The organism is Amphritea sp. 1_MG-2023, from assembly GCF_030547545.1.
Taxonomy (GTDB): domain Bacteria; phylum Pseudomonadota; class Gammaproteobacteria; order Pseudomonadales; family Balneatricaceae; genus Amphritea.
Genome location: NZ_JAUOQE010000035.1, coordinates 13,491 through 27,534 on the forward strand (window position 1 = coordinate 13,491; position 14,044 = coordinate 27,534).

Here is a 14,044-nt window from a genome sequence, read left to right on the forward strand (position 1 = left end):
ATAGAATAAAGTTATACATAATGAAGTTAGGGCAAATAAAGCTAGAAACACTTTTTAGAGAGTATGTTATGTCACATTTTGACCTGCCAGCATCATTATACACAGCGGAGCAGACCCGTGCGCTTGATCGTATGGCAATCGCCTCTGGCGTGTCCGGTTTTAAGCTGATGCAGCGAGCGGGTCATGCCGCTTTTGATCGCTTACGGCAGCGTTGGCCTGAGGTTCGTAGATTAACGTTGCTCTGTGGTGGCGGTAATAACGGTGGTGATGCTTTGGTGGTGGCCGGACTAGCGCAGCGTCAGGGAATGTCGGTACAGTTGCTGTGTGTCGGTGATGATTATGCCGAGCGTCTATCTGGTGAGGCACTTGAGGCGTGGCGGTGGTTGCAGCAAGAGTCGGTGCCCTATCAGGCGTATCGACAACAGCCTTTTACAGGGGAGCTTATTGTTGATGGTTTATTAGGTACCGGCATCAGTGGCGCGGTACGTGATCCTTATCCGACGGCAATACAGCAGATCAATCGTGCGGGCTTACCGGTGATAGCGTTGGATATTCCATCGGGCTTATGCAGTGACACGGGGGCGGTTCAAGGGCTGGCGGTACGCGCCGATATGACGCTGACCTTTATCGGCGTGAAGCGGGGTTTGTTAACCCATCAAGGGCCCGAGTATACCGGCGAGTTGTTGTTTGATGATCTACGCGTCGCCGATGAGGTGTATGAGGCGGTCGATGTCTCTGGTTTTATTACCGGGGCTGATGATGTCAGTCATCTACTACCCGCGCGGTCTAAAACCGCCCATAAGGGGCGTTGCGGTCATGTGCTTGTGATCGGCGGTGATCTCGGTATGGGGGGCGCGGCGATTATGGCGGCACAGGCGGCGGGTCGTTGTGGTGCGGGTTTGGTCACCGTGGCGACACATATTGAACATGTTGCCGCCGTGTTGAGCCGCTATCCCGAAGCGATGGCGGTGGGCGTGCGCTCGGGGGCTGAGCTTGAGCCGTTGCTTGAACGAGCCTCGGTACTGGTGGTCGGGCCTGGGCTGGGGCGGCACGCCTGGGGTGAACAGTTATTGAGGATCGCGTTGCAAAGCGACAAGCCGCTGGTCTTAGATGCCGATGCATTAAACTTATTGCAGCAAAGCGGTGAATTTGAGCAACGTAATGCTAAGCAGTGGCTGATAACACCTCATCCGGGGGAAGCAGCTCGATTACTCGATTGCACGGTGGCTGAGTTACAAGCGGATCGCTTTGCGGCGGTTGTTGCCCTGCAAGCGATTTTTGGTGGCGTGGCACTACTGAAAGGCCCAGGCAGCTTGAGTTTCGATGGCGATGCCTTGCACCTTAATCCAACGGGCAATCCAGGCATGGCCAGTGGTGGAATGGGGGATGTGCTCAGTGGTGTGATCGGTGGTTTGATCGCGCAAGGCTTGTCGATGGCGGATGCGGCCCGATTAGGGGCTTGGTTACACGGCGCGGCGGCAGATCGAAGTGCAGCACAATATGGTGCTCGAGGTATGCAAGCGACAGATCTATTGGCACAATTGCGTTTGTTGGTTAATGGCTTGTGAGGAATAATAGCGTGCCACAAGAATTAGATTACAGTGCGTTGATTGCCGGTGAAGCGGCGATGGTCATGTTTGGTCGGCAGATGGCTGAGGCGATTAGTGGGGGAGAGGTGATCTTCCTCAATGGCGATCTCGGTATGGGTAAAACGACCCTCAGCCGTGGGGTGTTGCAGGGCTTTGGTCATCAAGGTGCGGTTAAGAGTCCCACTTATACACTGGTGGAACCCTATGAATTAAAGGCGTTGACTGTATTTCATTTTGATCTGTATCGCTTAGGCGACCCTGAAGAGCTGGAATATCTCGGGATTCGTGATTATTTCACCGATCAGAGCGTCTGTCTGATAGAGTGGCCAGAAAAAGGTGAGGGCGTGCTGCCCACAGCGGATCTGTTGATAACGATTACGCTGGCGCAGCATGGGCGACGGATCGATTGGCAGGCACAGACTGAAAAAGGTCGATTAATGGCCGATAAGCTTAAGCATAATGTGGTTCATAGCTAACGTTAGGTGGTGTTGAAGAGTGCAGCTTGTATGAGTAGTAGGATAGACAGAGTGATACGACGATGTTGGTTGATCGTGCTGCTGTTGGCTGGTGGGTTGAATGCTATCAGTGTGTCTGCGGCAGAGGTGCATAATGTGCGAGTGTGGATTGCGCCCGATCATGCACGTCTGGTGTTTGATCTGTCGTCAGCGGTGCAACATAAGCTATTCACCCTTAAAAAGCCTGACCGTATCGTGTTGGATCTATCGGCAGCAACGCTGAAGTCGGATCTAGCCTCGGTTGATTTGAGCAAGAGTCCAATCTCGCTGATGCGTTCCGGCTCGCGTAATGGCGGCAAAGATTTACGCATCGTGCTGGAGCTTAACGAGCAGGTGAAACCGAAAAGCTTTGCCTTAAAACCGAATGAGCAATATGGCGATCGTTTAGTGGTCGACCTGTATCGTGATGCCGTTGATGACAACCCCGCGCCGCCGAAATCAGCGGTGGCGTCGATCAATGATCCTGCCTCTTTACGCGATGTAATTATTGCCATTGATGCTGGTCATGGTGGCGAAGATCCCGGGGCTATTGGGCCTGGACGGGTGAAGGAAAAAACAGTTGTCTTGGGTATTGCTCGAGAACTTAAAGCGTTGCTGATCAAAGAACGCGGCTTTCAGCCCAAGCTGACCCGTGACGGCGATTATTATATTAGTCTGCGCAACCGTACCGAACGGGCTCGCAAAATGAATGCGGATCTATTTGTATCGATTCACGCCGATGGCTTCCGTGATCACCGAGCGAGGGGGGCATCGGTCTGGGTGTTATCGCCGCGTGGTGCGAGTAGCGAAATGGGCCGCTGGCTGGCACGCAAAGAGAATGGTGCCGATCTGATCGGTGGTGTCGGCAGTGTCAGCTTGGAAGATAAAGACGATGTGCTGGCGAAGGTTTTACTGGATATGTCGATGACAGCCAGTCGCAGTGATAGTCGGGATATTGCGCATAGTATCCATAAGAATATGAGCAAGTTCGCCAGAATGCATAAAAAACAGGTCGAACAAGCGGGGTTTGTGGTGTTGAAATCACCGGATATTCCTTCCATCTTGGTGGAAACCGGTTTTATTACCAATCATGACGAGGCGGCAAAACTGAAATCTAAGGCGTATCAACGCAAGATGGCTGCAGCGGTGTTTGCCGGTATTAAGGCGCACTTTACGGCCAAGCCGCCAGCGCTCACTTGGTTAGCGTGGCAGAAAGAGGGCGGCACGCGTGTTGCAGCGACAGCCTCAAGTTATAAGGTGGTTAGGGGGGATACTCTCTCTGTTATTGCCAGCAGGAACCGTGTATCGTTAGCGGCTTTACGTAAGGCCAACGGGCTTCGCAGTGCCGACCATATTATGGTGGGTCAGGTACTGAAGATTCCTGCCAGTTAACCCTCTATTTGTAATCTGTGATATGTCTCGAATACATCTGCTAACCCCTCGGCTGGCGAACCAAATAGCCGCCGGAGAAGTGGTTGAACGGCCTGCTTCTGTTGTCAAAGAGATCTTAGAAAATAGCCTCGATGCGGGGGCTAACCGTATCGAGTTGGATGTCGAGCAGGGCGGCGTTAAATTGATTCGCTTGCGGGATGATGGCAAGGGGATTGAAAAGGATGACCTCGCGTTGGCGCTGAGCCGCCATGCAACCAGTAAAATTCTCAATCTCGATGACCTCGAAGCCGTCGAAAGTCTCGGCTTTCGGGGGGAGGCATTGGCGTCTATTAGTTCGGTTTCTCGGCTGACGCTGACCTCACGTACCGCCGATCAAGAGGCTGGCTGGCAGGTTCAGACTGAGGGGCGAGATATGATCGCCGAGGTGTCACCGGCTGCTCATCCGCAGGGGGCGACAGTCGAAGTGCGAGATCTGTTTTTCAATACGCCTGCGCGACGCAAATTTCTGAAGACAGAAAAAACGGAGTTTAAGCATCTGGAAGAGGTGGTTAAACGGTTGGCTCTGAGTCGCTTTGATGTCGGTTTTACCCTGCGACATAATCAGAAAGTGATTCATCAGTTGCGCCCAGCGTTAACTGAAACCGAGCATGAAAGGCGTATTTCAACCCTGTTATCGCCAGCTTTCATTGAGAATGCGATGAAAGTGGATGTCAGTGCAGAAGCGTCGGGGCTGCGATTATGGGGCTGGGTGGCGTTGCCTACGTTCTCCCGTAGTCAGGCGGATTTACAATACTTTTTTGTTAATGGTCGTATTATTCGCGATAAGGTTGTGGCTCATGCGCTACGTCAAGCCTATCAAGATGTGCTCTATCACGGTCGTCATCCGGCCTATGTGTTGTATATGGAGCTGGATCCTAAGCTGGTGGATGTCAATGTCCACCCGACTAAGCATGAGGTGCGTTTTCGTGAAACGCGCTTAGTGCATGACTTTATTTTCCGTACCACTCACCGAGTGATTGCTGATATTCGTCCCGAGCAGGGCAGTGAACCGGCGATATCGGGTGCTTCTGCGAGTGAGTTATTGAGTGCGGCACCTGGGCAGACACTCTCGCGGCAGAGCTTTGAGCAGAGTCGTATGCCGTTGCATCAAGCATCAGCCGATGCCGTGGCGGGGGGCGGTTTTGTCGCGCGTCAAAATTATTCCACCGACCGCCCGAGTGCAGGTCAGGTGCGCGATCAGTTGTCCGGTTATGGCGCGCTGCATCCACAAAAGGGTATGCCGCTAAGTTCCACATCGGTGCCGCCGCTGACTGAGGGCGATGACACTGAGTGTCCGCCACTGGGTTACGCTATCGCGCAGTTGCATGGCATCTTCATTCTGGCGCAGAATGATGCCGGTTTGGTGGTGGTGGATATGCATGCGGCCCACGAGCGAGTGGTCTATGAACGCATGAAACTGGCTTATGAAGCTGAAGGTGTGCGCAGTCAGCCGCTGTTAGTGCCGGTGAGTATGGCGGTGAGTTCGATGGAAGCCGATTGCGCTGAAGAGCAGGCTGAGGTGTTTTCACAGTTGGGTATTGAAATCGCTCGGATGGGCGAGGAGACGCTCGTGATTCGACAGGTGCCAGTTGCGCTTGCTAGCGCGGATATCAGTAAACTGATTCTCGATGTCTTGGGCGATATGGTGATGTTTGGCAGTAGTCAGAAGATTCAACAGCATACCAATGAATTATTAGCGACCATGGCCTGTCATGGCTCGGTCAGGGCGAATCGGCAACTGACTATTCCTGAGATGAATGCGTTATTAAGAGATATGGAACGGACTGAACGCAGCGGTCAGTGTAATCATGGCCGTCCAACGTGGACACAGATGTCGATGGCTGATCTCGATAGCCTCTTTATGCGAGGGCAATAAATTGACTCAGCTAGTTGATATAAATGACGATTTGTTACCGCCGGCTATTTTTCTGATGGGGCCGACGGCATCGGGTAAAACTGATTTGGCGATGGCGCTATGCGACCGTTTACCCTGTGACATCATCAGTGTCGATTCCGCCATGATCTATCGTCATATGAATATTGGTACGGCGACCCCCGATGCAGAGTTTTTGTCGCGTTATCCGCATCGATTAGTCGATATTCTCGATCCGGCAGAGAGCTATTCGGCGGCTGATTTTAGAGCCGATGCGCTGCGTGAAATGGCTGAGATTCGAGCGGCAGGGAGGATTCCGCTGCTAGTCGGGGGAACCATGCTGTATTATCAAGCCTTGATCAACGGCTTAGCGGTATTGCCTCAAGCCGATCAATCGATTCGTGATCGATTAGTTCAGGAGGCTGAACAGCAGGGATGGGCAACTTTACATCAACGCTTGCAACAGGTGGATCCAGTTGCCGCGCAGCGTATCCATCCCAATGATCCGCAGCGGCTACAGAGAGCGCTGGAAGTTTACGAATTGACCGGACGGTCGATGACTGATCTGTGGCAGGAGCAAAAACAGCAGCAGTTGCCCTATAACGTGACTCAGATGTGTGTCATGCCGCAAGAGCGTAAAGTATTACATGAGCGAATAGAAAAGCGCTTTCAGTTGATGCTGACGCAAGGATTTGAAGCCGAAGTGCGAGCCCTTTGGCAGCGTGATGACCTAAATTTGCAGTTGCCATCGATTCGTTGTGTCGGTTATCGGCAGATGTGGGAGTACTTTGATGGTCAATGGGATTACCCCACGATGATCGAAAAAGGTGTTATCGCCACACGACAATTAGCCAAACGACAGATAACCTGGCTACGGAGTTGGGATAATCTGCATTATTTTGAATCGTCAGACCCTAATTTAACAAATAATGCCTTGAAATTATTGGATGGGATCATTATATAATGGAGTACTGAAATTAATTTTGGGCTGTCCGGCTTTTTAGTGACAGCAGATTGTATTACGGGGTCATAATAAGGCCTCAATAGTGATGCATTACTTACTCTTAGGAAGGAGCTTCCAATGTCAAAAGGGCAATCTTTACAAGACCCTTATCTGAACGTACTGCGCAAAGAACGGGTACCTGTTTCAATTTTTCTTGTAAACGGCATCAAACTTCAAGGACAGATTGAGTCTTTTGATCAGTTTGTGATTCTGCTGAAGAATACGGTCAGTCAGATGGTTTACAAACACGCTATTTCTACTGTGGTTCCAGCCCGTCCGGTAAAACTACCGCAGGGTGATGAATCAACTGACTGAGGTTTTCATTGTTCTTCGAGCGCCCTGAATCTGGCGAATGCGCCATTCTTGTTCATATCGATATGGCAGATGAGACGGACCGCGAAAGTCCAAAAGAGCTCGAAGAGCTTGCTCTATCTGCTGGTGCAGATCCGGTTGCGTTTTTAACCGGATCTCGCAGTCTCCCCAACCCTAAAACATTTATCGGCTCCGGTAAGGTGGAAGAGCTGAAGGATCTCGTGCGCCTGCATGAAGCGGCGTTGGTTATTTTCAACCATGCGTTAAGCCCCGGTCAGGAACGTGAGATTGAGCGAGCCATTGAGTGCCGTGTGCTTGATCGTACTGGACTGATCTTGGATATTTTTGCTCAGCGGGCCCGTACCCATGAAGGTAAGCTTCAAGTGGAACTGGCGCAGCTGGAGCATATGTCGACGCGATTGGTACGCGGCTGGACTCACCTTGAACGACAGAAAGGTGGTATCGGTCTGCGTGGTCCCGGCGAAACGCAGTTGGAAACCGATCGACGACTATTGCGAGCGAGAATAAAAAGTATTCTCAAGCGCCTGGAAAAGGTGCGTAAGCAGCGAGAGCAGGGGCGTCGTGCTCGAAGTCGCTCTGAGGTACCAACGATCTCTTTGGTCGGATATACCAATGCGGGTAAATCAACGCTGTTTAATCGTGTGACGGCCGCTGAGGTGTATGCCGCGGATCAGTTATTTGCGACCCTCGATCCCACTTTACGACGAATTGAGTTGGCCGATGTGGGTCCAGCCATTTTGGCGGATACGGTCGGGTTTATTCGTCATCTTCCGCATAAGCTTGTTGAGGCATTCCGTGCTACGCTGCAGGAAACCACGGAAGCGGAGCTCTTGTTGCATGTGATTGATGCTTACGATGAAGATCGGCAATCGCATATGCACGAAGTGCACTCGGTATTAAAAGAGATCGGTGCTGATGAGGTATTGACGCTTGAGGTTTATAACAAAATCGATATGCTCGAGAGGGCTGAAGCACGTATCGATCGTAATGATGAAGGTAAACCTGTACGTGTTTGGTTATCAGCAGTCTCTGGCGAAGGCATAGCGTTATTGTTTCAGGCGATCACAGAGTTGCTTGCCGATGATATTTTTCATGAGCAATTAAGCTTGCAGCCGGAAGAAGGTGGGCTGCGTGCTCAGCTTTATGCTCAGGGAGCGGTGCTGAATGAAGTCGTTGATGAGCAGGGAGTGATTGACCTGGAAGTACGGATGCAGAAAAAAGATCTGCTGCAGCTATTGAGTCGTATGAACATAGCACCGGAACGATATCTGGGAAATAATGTCAACAAACCCGAGTGGTTGCATAGTTAGTATATGCTGCTTACAATTTTTTTAATGGTTTAAACAGTTCTATAACGGAGAACAGTATGGCTTGGAATGAGCCTGGTGGTAACGGCAATAATCAAGACCCGTGGAATAACGGCGGAGATCGTCGTGGCGGTGGTAAAAAAGATCAGGGACCCCCTGATCTCGACGAAGCGCTGCAAAAGTTGCAGGAAAAACTGAACGGCATTTTTGGTAAGGGTGGCGGCAATAAAGGAACTGGGGGGGCGGGCTCTTCGGGTTCTTCTGCTGGTTTTTTTGCTGTAGTCGTGGTTGTCATCCTGGTGGGTTGGGCGGTGATGGGTTTTTATACTGTCGACCAACAAGAGCGCGGTGTTGTGCTGCGTTTGGGTAAATATCAGGAAACCGTGATGCCGGGTCTGCAGTGGAATCCACCGATGATCGATGAGGTTATTACGACCAATGTAACGCGCGTGAGTGCCTATGAGCATCGTTCGTTGATGTTGACAGAAGATGAGAATATCGTTGATGTCAGCATGACCGTTCAGTACGTTATTTCAGATCCCGTTAACTATGCGCTGAAAGTACGTGATCCTAATGCGAGTCTGCAAAACGCGTCTGAGTCCGCACTACGGCATACGGTTGGTTCATCGGAGATGAACTCCATCTTGACCGCCGGTCGTGAGGTGTTGGGCAGTGAGGTGAAGCAGCGTTTGCAAAGCTTTATGGATGCTTATCAAACCGGTCTGCGGATTACTCAGATCAATATTAAAGAGGCAAAAGCGCCTTCTCAGGTTCAGGATGCGTTTGATGACGTGATCAAGGCGCGTGAGGATGAGCAGCGTTCTATTAACCAATCAGAGTCTTACCGTAACGGTATCGTGCCTGAAGCGCGAGGTATTGCTCAGCGTATGAAGGAAGAGGCTAACGGTTATCGTGAGCGAGTTGTGGCGCAGGCACAAGGTGATGCGCAGCGTTTCAGTTCGTTGTTAGCTGAGTATCAGAAGGCGCCTGAAGTGACGCGCGAACGTCTCTATCTTGATGCGATGGAAGAGGTATTATCAAATAACTCTAAAGTGCTGATCGATGTCGAGGGTGGCAATAATATGATGTATCTACCGCTGGATAAGTTGGTCGAGAGTCGTCCTCGTAGCTCAACCGGTACCTCATCGGGTCGATTGAATAGCTCTGAATTACAGGATGTGACTGATCGAGTTATTGATCAATTGCGTCAGCGTCAGCAAACAACTACACGGGAGGCACGCTAATGTCGGGTAAATCAATGACAGGGTTGGTGATCGCACTCTTGCTGGTAGTGGTTGGCTTTAACACGCTATACATTATTAAAGAAACGGATCGAGCTGTATTGCTGAAGTTCGGTGAGATTGTTAACCCGGATATTAAGCCGGGTCTGCATATCATGATTCCGGTGATTAATAAGGTGCGTAAATTTGATGGTCGAGTGCAGACATTGGATGCTCAGTCTCAATCCTACTTGACGGTTGAGAAGAAACGTCTGATTGTCGATTCTTTTATCAAGTGGCGTATTGTTGATCCGCAGAAATACTACACAGCGACATCCGGTGATGGTTTTAAAGCCGCTGAGCTGCTGTTCCCGAACGTTGATGCTGGGCTACGTAATCAGTTTGGTGAGCGTACCCTGACAGAAGTTGTTTCTGGGGAGCGCGATGAGCTGATGGTAGAGCTGGTTGAAGCCTTAAGTGTTCAGACCAAGGAAGAGCTGGGTATTGAGATGGTGGATATCCGCGTTAAGAAAATCGATCTGCCACAAGAAGTCTCGGCTTCTGTTTATGAGCGGATGCGGACTGAACGTGAGCGGGAAGCACGTGAGTTGCGTTCACGCGGTAAAGAGCTTGCAGAAGGTATTCAGGCGGATGCTGATCGTCAAAAGGCGGTTATCGAAGCCAATGCTTATCGTGATGCGGAACAAGTTCGTGGTGAAGGTGATGCTATGGCGGCTAAAATATATGCGGATGCCTACAATAAGGATGCTGAGTTCTACTCCTTCTATCGTAGTCTGAATGCCTATAAAGCAGCGTTTAATCAGCAAGGCGATATCATGGTGTTGAAGCCTGATAGTGATTTTTTCCGCTACCTAGGGAATCCAACCGGTAAGTCATCTGAATAGGATATTGCTGGTGTAAAAAATCCGCGGAATGGACTGCACTAAGGTGCCTATTCCGTGGTAGAATTCATTAACCGGGTTAAGACCCGGTTTTTTTATGTGGCGGCTATGCCGTTGTGTTGAGGTGAGTCATGGATTCTGAGCTCTGGCATCAGTTGCTGATTGGTTTTTGTCTGATGCTGGTAATGGAAGGTATTGTGCCTTTCCTCTATCCTCAACGTTGGCGTAATCTGGTTCATCAGCTCGCGTTGGTGAGTAACCGGGGGCTGCGCATAACAGGTTTTGTAAGCATGATGGCGGGTGTCATTCTGCTTTATATATTCAACTGATCCACTGTATTTCGGAGAGTTACATGACGTTGGCAGAACGCTGGTTACTACCAGACGGCGTCAAAGAGGTGCTGCCGCCTCAAGCACAGCAGGTTGAGACTGCGCGTCGTCGCTTGCTAGACCTTTATGATAGCTGGGGTTATGACTTGGTGATGACTCCGCTGATTGAACATCTGAATTCATTATTGGTGGGTGTTGGTCGAGATCTCGAGCTGAATACGTTTAAAGTGACGGATCAGCTAACAGGTCGGATGCTAGGTATTCGTGCAGATATTACCCAGCAGGTGGCTCGTATTGATGCGAATCATTTGAGTAATCAAGGGCCGGTTCGTTTTTGTTATTGCAGTACTATACTTCACACCTTGCCAGCTAATCCGCTGGCGTCCCGAAACCCACTGCAGGTGGGTGCTGAGTTGTTTGGTCATTCCGGTGTCGCTAGTGATGCTGAGATTATCTCACTCATGGTTGAAACTCTGAATGTCATGCAGGTCAATCAAGAGCTAAGTCTCGATTTAGGTCACGTGGGTATTTATCGCGGTCTGATGAGTGAGGCGGCGCTGAATGCTACTCAAGAAGCTGAGTATTTCGAATTGCTGCAACGTAAAGATCTACCTGAGATTGCCCGCTTTTTAGCGCAATCAGATCTAGATGAACGTATTCAGGCGTATTTGGCAGTACTGCCCACCTTGCATGGTGGACGGGAAGTATTGCAAAAAGCGCGACGTTGTTTTGCGGGTGTAGAACAAACAATTATCACCGCGCTGGATTATCTCGATGCACTTGCAGAGCAGATTTCTCAGCGCTATCCGCAACTGGATCTGTATTTTGATCTAAGCGAGTTGCGGGGTTATAACTATCACACGGGCGTGGTGTTTGCGGCTTATGTACCAGCATTTGGGCAAGCAGTAGCCAAGGGTGGTCGTTATGATGAGGTCGGGCGCGATTTTGGTCGAGCTCGTCCAGCAACCGGATTCAGTGCGGATCTGAAAACGCTTGTGGGATTGTCAGCAGTCGAGAATAAGCTGACACGTAAGGTTATACGGGTACCGGCTGTCGAAGACGCTTCTGCACTGGCATTAGTGGCTAAGTTGAGAGCTCAGGGAGAGCGTGTTGTTCAGTTGCTGGATGAGGCTGTTGTGGAGGATGCGCAGCAGTTTACTCATCAGTTAGTGCAGCAGGATGAAACTTGGGTTCTCGAGAGCCTGTAATTATTAAGATTGATTAATCGCTAGAGACAACCAATGGGCAAAAACGTAGTTGTTTTAGGAACACAGTGGGGCGACGAAGGTAAAGGTAAAATCGTCGACCTGTTAACAGATCAGGCAACCGCCGTGGCACGCTTTCAAGGTGGTCATAATGCGGGTCATACGCTGGTAATCGACGGTGAGAAGACGGTGTTGCACCTGATTCCATCCGGTATCCTGCGGGAAAATGTCCTGTGCATGATTGGTAATGGTGTGGTGCTTTCTCCGCAAGCGTTGCTGGAAGAGATTACTGAGTTGGAAGGACGTGGGGTGCCGGTGCGTGAGCGCCTGCGTCTGAGTCCTGCTTGTACCCTTATCTTGCCGTATCATATTGCGCTGGATCAAGCGCGTGAACTGGCACGTGGCGAAGCTAAGATTGGTACGACAGGTCGTGGTATTGGGCCTGCGTACGAAGATAAAGTGGCGCGCCGTGGCTTGCGACTGGATGATCTAATGAATCCAGAACGCTTTGCTGTGAAGCTGAAAGAAGTGCTGGAATATCATAACTTTGTACTGCAGAACTACTACAAAGTTGAAGCGGTCAGCTATGATGAAGTACTGAAAGAAGCGCTGGAAATGGCTGAGATTATGCGGCCGATGGTTGCTGATGTAACCTCGATACTGCATGACTATCGTGAACGTGGTGAAAACATCATGTTCGAGGGGGCGCAAGGCTCGCTGTTAGATATCGATCATGGTACTTATCCTTTCGTGACGTCTTCTAATACAACGGCTGGCGGTACTTCTACGGGGAGTGGTTTTGGTCCGTTGTATCTGGATTATGTCTTGGGTATTACTAAGGCATACACGACGCGTGTCGGTTCCGGTCCTTTCCCAACTCAGTTGGATTGTGCGATTGGTGAGCGCCTAGCGACTCGAGGTCATGAGTTTGGTGCCACAACAGGGCGTGCTCGCCGTTGTGGTTGGTTTGACGCGGTTGCGCTAAAGCATGCGATTCGGGTTAACTCGGTTTCGGGTATCTGTCTGACCAAGCTGGACGTACTGGATGGTTTAGAGACGATCGAGATCTGTGTTGGCTATAAAGATGCGGAGGGTAACCTTGTTACCTCACTCAGTGGTAGTGAGGATTATGAAGGGGTAGAACCTGTTTATGAAACGATGCCGGGTTGGACTGAATCCACTATCGGTGCCAAAACATTAGCAGAGTTGCCAGCCGCTGCAGTGGCTTATATCAAGCGCCTCGAAGAGCTAACCGGCGCGCCGATTGATATTATTTCAACAGGCCCTGATCGAGTTGAGACGATTGTATTGCGTCATCCATTCGATGCGTAATTTTCGTTGATTAGCTTAGTTTGATTGCGAGTCTTAAAAAAATCCCGACCATTAGGTCGGGATTTTTTATGTCTGGCACGGCTATTTGCGGCATAAAAAAAACCGAGCTAAGCCCGGTTTTATGGATATGCGGGTGTGATTACTTCAGTTCATCGTTCAGTGCTGGGCGAATAACCTGAAGTAAAGCCTTGAGCATCTTTGGGTTACCGACCACCAGATTGCCAGAACTCATATAGTTATTATTGCCAGTGAAATCTGATAATAGTCCGCCGGCTTCTTGGATCATTAGTGTGCCAGCTTCCATCTCTGATTGTTTTAAGCCAATTTGGAAGAAGCCATCTAAGCGGCCTGCAGCTGTATAGGCTAGATTCAGGGCTGGTGATCCGCCGCTATGGATGCGGCCGCTCTCGAGTGAGATGCTTTTGAAGATCTGCTGAAAACTGTCTAAGTGAGCTTTATCGCTACTACGAGCAAAGAATCCACTACCAATGAGCGCATTATCGAGTAGCTTTCGGTTGCTGACGCGCAGGCGCTTGCCATTCAATTGTGCGCCGCGGCCTCGGCTAGCGGTAAACTCTTCACCGGTGATTGGGTTCAAGATGATGGCGTGTTCAAGTTTGCCTCGCTGATGGCAAGCAATGCTCATAGCAAATACTGGCAGAGCGTTAGAGAAATTTGAAATGCTATCAATCGGATTAACTGACCATATGACATCACAAACTTTATCTTCGGGTTTGTGTGTGCCGGTATATTCACAGTTGACTTGGTGATCGGGATACGCCTTATGGATCGTATTAACGATAGTGCGTTCAGCTTGCTTGCAGGTGTCCTCGATATATTCGATAACACTTGATTGTTCTGATTTGATCAAATCCAGTCGCTCAATTGAGCGGGTGATTTGTTCACCTGCGGCGCGCGCTCCGCGCAGGGCGATATTAACCATCGGTTGCATCTGTAAATACCAGTAAGGGAACCAAAACGGGCATTATACAAAACAGTTGCCACATAAAGAACAGTCCGTGATTA

At 50.2% G+C, this 14,044-nt stretch carries 13 protein-coding genes; 12 read left to right on the top strand and 1 reads right to left on the bottom strand.

Annotated elements, in window-relative coordinates:
* The first annotated feature begins 68 nt into the window (after positions 1-68).
* The 12 genes from Q4488_RS15785 (at position 69) to Q4488_RS15840 (ending at position 13,018) form a co-directional block, all read left to right on the top strand.
* Complete coding sequence (locus tag Q4488_RS15785) at positions 69-1,568, top strand: NAD(P)H-hydrate dehydratase (RefSeq protein WP_303581448.1); 1,500 nt, start codon at positions 69-71, stop codon at positions 1,566-1,568.
* 11 nt (positions 1,569-1,579) lie between these two features.
* Positions 1,580-2,065, top strand: a complete 486-nt coding sequence (tsaE, locus tag Q4488_RS15790) for a tRNA (adenosine(37)-N6)-threonylcarbamoyltransferase complex ATPase subunit type 1 TsaE (RefSeq protein WP_303581449.1) — start codon at positions 1,580-1,582, stop codon at positions 2,063-2,065.
* Positions 2,066-2,116: 51 nt separating this feature from the next.
* Entirely contained in the window at positions 2,117-3,475 is a 1,359-nt protein-coding gene (locus tag Q4488_RS15795; protein ID WP_368411588.1) for an N-acetylmuramoyl-L-alanine amidase, read from the top strand.
* 22 nt (positions 3,476-3,497) lie between these two features.
* Entirely contained in the window at positions 3,498-5,390 is a 1,893-nt protein-coding gene (gene mutL, locus Q4488_RS15800) for a DNA mismatch repair endonuclease MutL (protein ID WP_303581450.1), read from the top strand.
* 55 nt (positions 5,391-5,445) lie between these two features.
* The gene (miaA, locus tag Q4488_RS15805; RefSeq protein WP_303581475.1) at positions 5,446-6,351 is read left to right on the top strand and encodes a tRNA (adenosine(37)-N6)-dimethylallyltransferase MiaA; all 906 of its coding nucleotides are present in this window, start codon (positions 5,446-5,448) and stop codon (positions 6,349-6,351) included.
* Positions 6,352-6,468: 117 nt separating this feature from the next.
* Positions 6,469-6,705, top strand: coding sequence for an RNA chaperone Hfq (gene hfq, locus Q4488_RS15810; RefSeq protein ID WP_091361235.1), 237 nt, complete (start codon positions 6,469-6,471; stop codon positions 6,703-6,705).
* Between the two features lie 8 nt (positions 6,706-6,713).
* Positions 6,714-8,033: a ribosome rescue GTPase HflX gene (hflX, locus tag Q4488_RS15815; RefSeq protein WP_303581451.1), complete on the top strand. Its 1,320-nt coding sequence runs from the start codon at positions 6,714-6,716 to the stop codon at positions 8,031-8,033.
* Between the two features lie 56 nt (positions 8,034-8,089).
* On the top strand, positions 8,090-9,274 hold the full coding sequence (hflK, locus tag Q4488_RS15820; protein WP_303581452.1) for an FtsH protease activity modulator HflK: 1,185 nt from the start codon (positions 8,090-8,092) through the stop codon (positions 9,272-9,274).
* Positions 9,274-10,155 carry a protease modulator HflC gene (gene hflC, locus Q4488_RS15825; RefSeq protein ID WP_303581453.1) on the top strand — a complete coding sequence of 294 codons (882 nt, stop codon included), beginning with the start codon at positions 9,274-9,276 and terminating at the stop codon, positions 10,153-10,155. Before hflK ends, hflC begins: the two co-directional genes overlap by 1 nt.
* A gap of 128 nt (positions 10,156-10,283) precedes the next feature.
* Positions 10,284-10,481 carry a DUF2065 domain-containing protein gene (locus Q4488_RS15830; RefSeq protein ID WP_303581454.1) on the top strand — a complete coding sequence of 66 codons (198 nt, stop codon included), beginning with the start codon at positions 10,284-10,286 and terminating at the stop codon, positions 10,479-10,481.
* Between the two features lie 23 nt (positions 10,482-10,504).
* On the top strand, positions 10,505-11,689 hold the full coding sequence (locus tag Q4488_RS15835) for an ATP phosphoribosyltransferase regulatory subunit (RefSeq protein WP_303581455.1): 1,185 nt from the start codon (positions 10,505-10,507) through the stop codon (positions 11,687-11,689).
* A 33-nt stretch (positions 11,690-11,722) separates the two neighbouring features.
* On the top strand, positions 11,723-13,018 hold the full coding sequence (locus tag Q4488_RS15840; RefSeq protein WP_303581456.1) for an adenylosuccinate synthase: 1,296 nt from the start codon (positions 11,723-11,725) through the stop codon (positions 13,016-13,018).
* Positions 13,019-13,157: 139 nt separating this feature from the next.
* Here Q4488_RS15840 and Q4488_RS15845 read toward each other — a convergent pair whose 3' ends face one another.
* Positions 13,158-13,970 (bottom strand): inositol monophosphatase family protein, encoded by an 813-nt coding sequence (locus Q4488_RS15845; RefSeq protein WP_303581457.1) that lies wholly within the window; start codon positions 13,968-13,970, stop codon positions 13,158-13,160.
* Between the last annotated feature and the right edge of the window lie 74 nt (positions 13,971-14,044).

Coding starts and splice junctions, on each gene's coding strand:
- miaA (WP_303581475.1), top strand. CDS start 5,446: ATGGGGCCGACGGCATCGGGTAAAACTGATTTGGCGATGGCGCTATGC.
- hfq (WP_091361235.1), top strand. CDS start 6,469: ATGTCAAAAGGGCAATCTTTACAAGACCCTTATCTGAACGTACTGCGC.
- Q4488_RS15785 (WP_303581448.1), top strand. CDS start 69: ATGTCACATTTTGACCTGCCAGCATCATTATACACAGCGGAGCAGACC.
- Q4488_RS15845 (WP_303581457.1), bottom strand. CDS start 13,970: ATGCAACCGATGGTTAATATCGCCCTGCGCGGAGCGCGCGCCGCAGGT.
- hflC (WP_303581453.1), top strand. CDS start 9,274: ATGTCGGGTAAATCAATGACAGGGTTGGTGATCGCACTCTTGCTGGTA.
- hflK (WP_303581452.1), top strand. CDS start 8,090: ATGGCTTGGAATGAGCCTGGTGGTAACGGCAATAATCAAGACCCGTGG.
- Q4488_RS15840 (WP_303581456.1), top strand. CDS start 11,723: ATGGGCAAAAACGTAGTTGTTTTAGGAACACAGTGGGGCGACGAAGGT.
- Q4488_RS15830 (WP_303581454.1), top strand. CDS start 10,284: ATGGATTCTGAGCTCTGGCATCAGTTGCTGATTGGTTTTTGTCTGATG.
- mutL (WP_303581450.1), top strand. CDS start 3,498: ATGTCTCGAATACATCTGCTAACCCCTCGGCTGGCGAACCAAATAGCC.
- Q4488_RS15835 (WP_303581455.1), top strand. CDS start 10,505: ATGACGTTGGCAGAACGCTGGTTACTACCAGACGGCGTCAAAGAGGTG.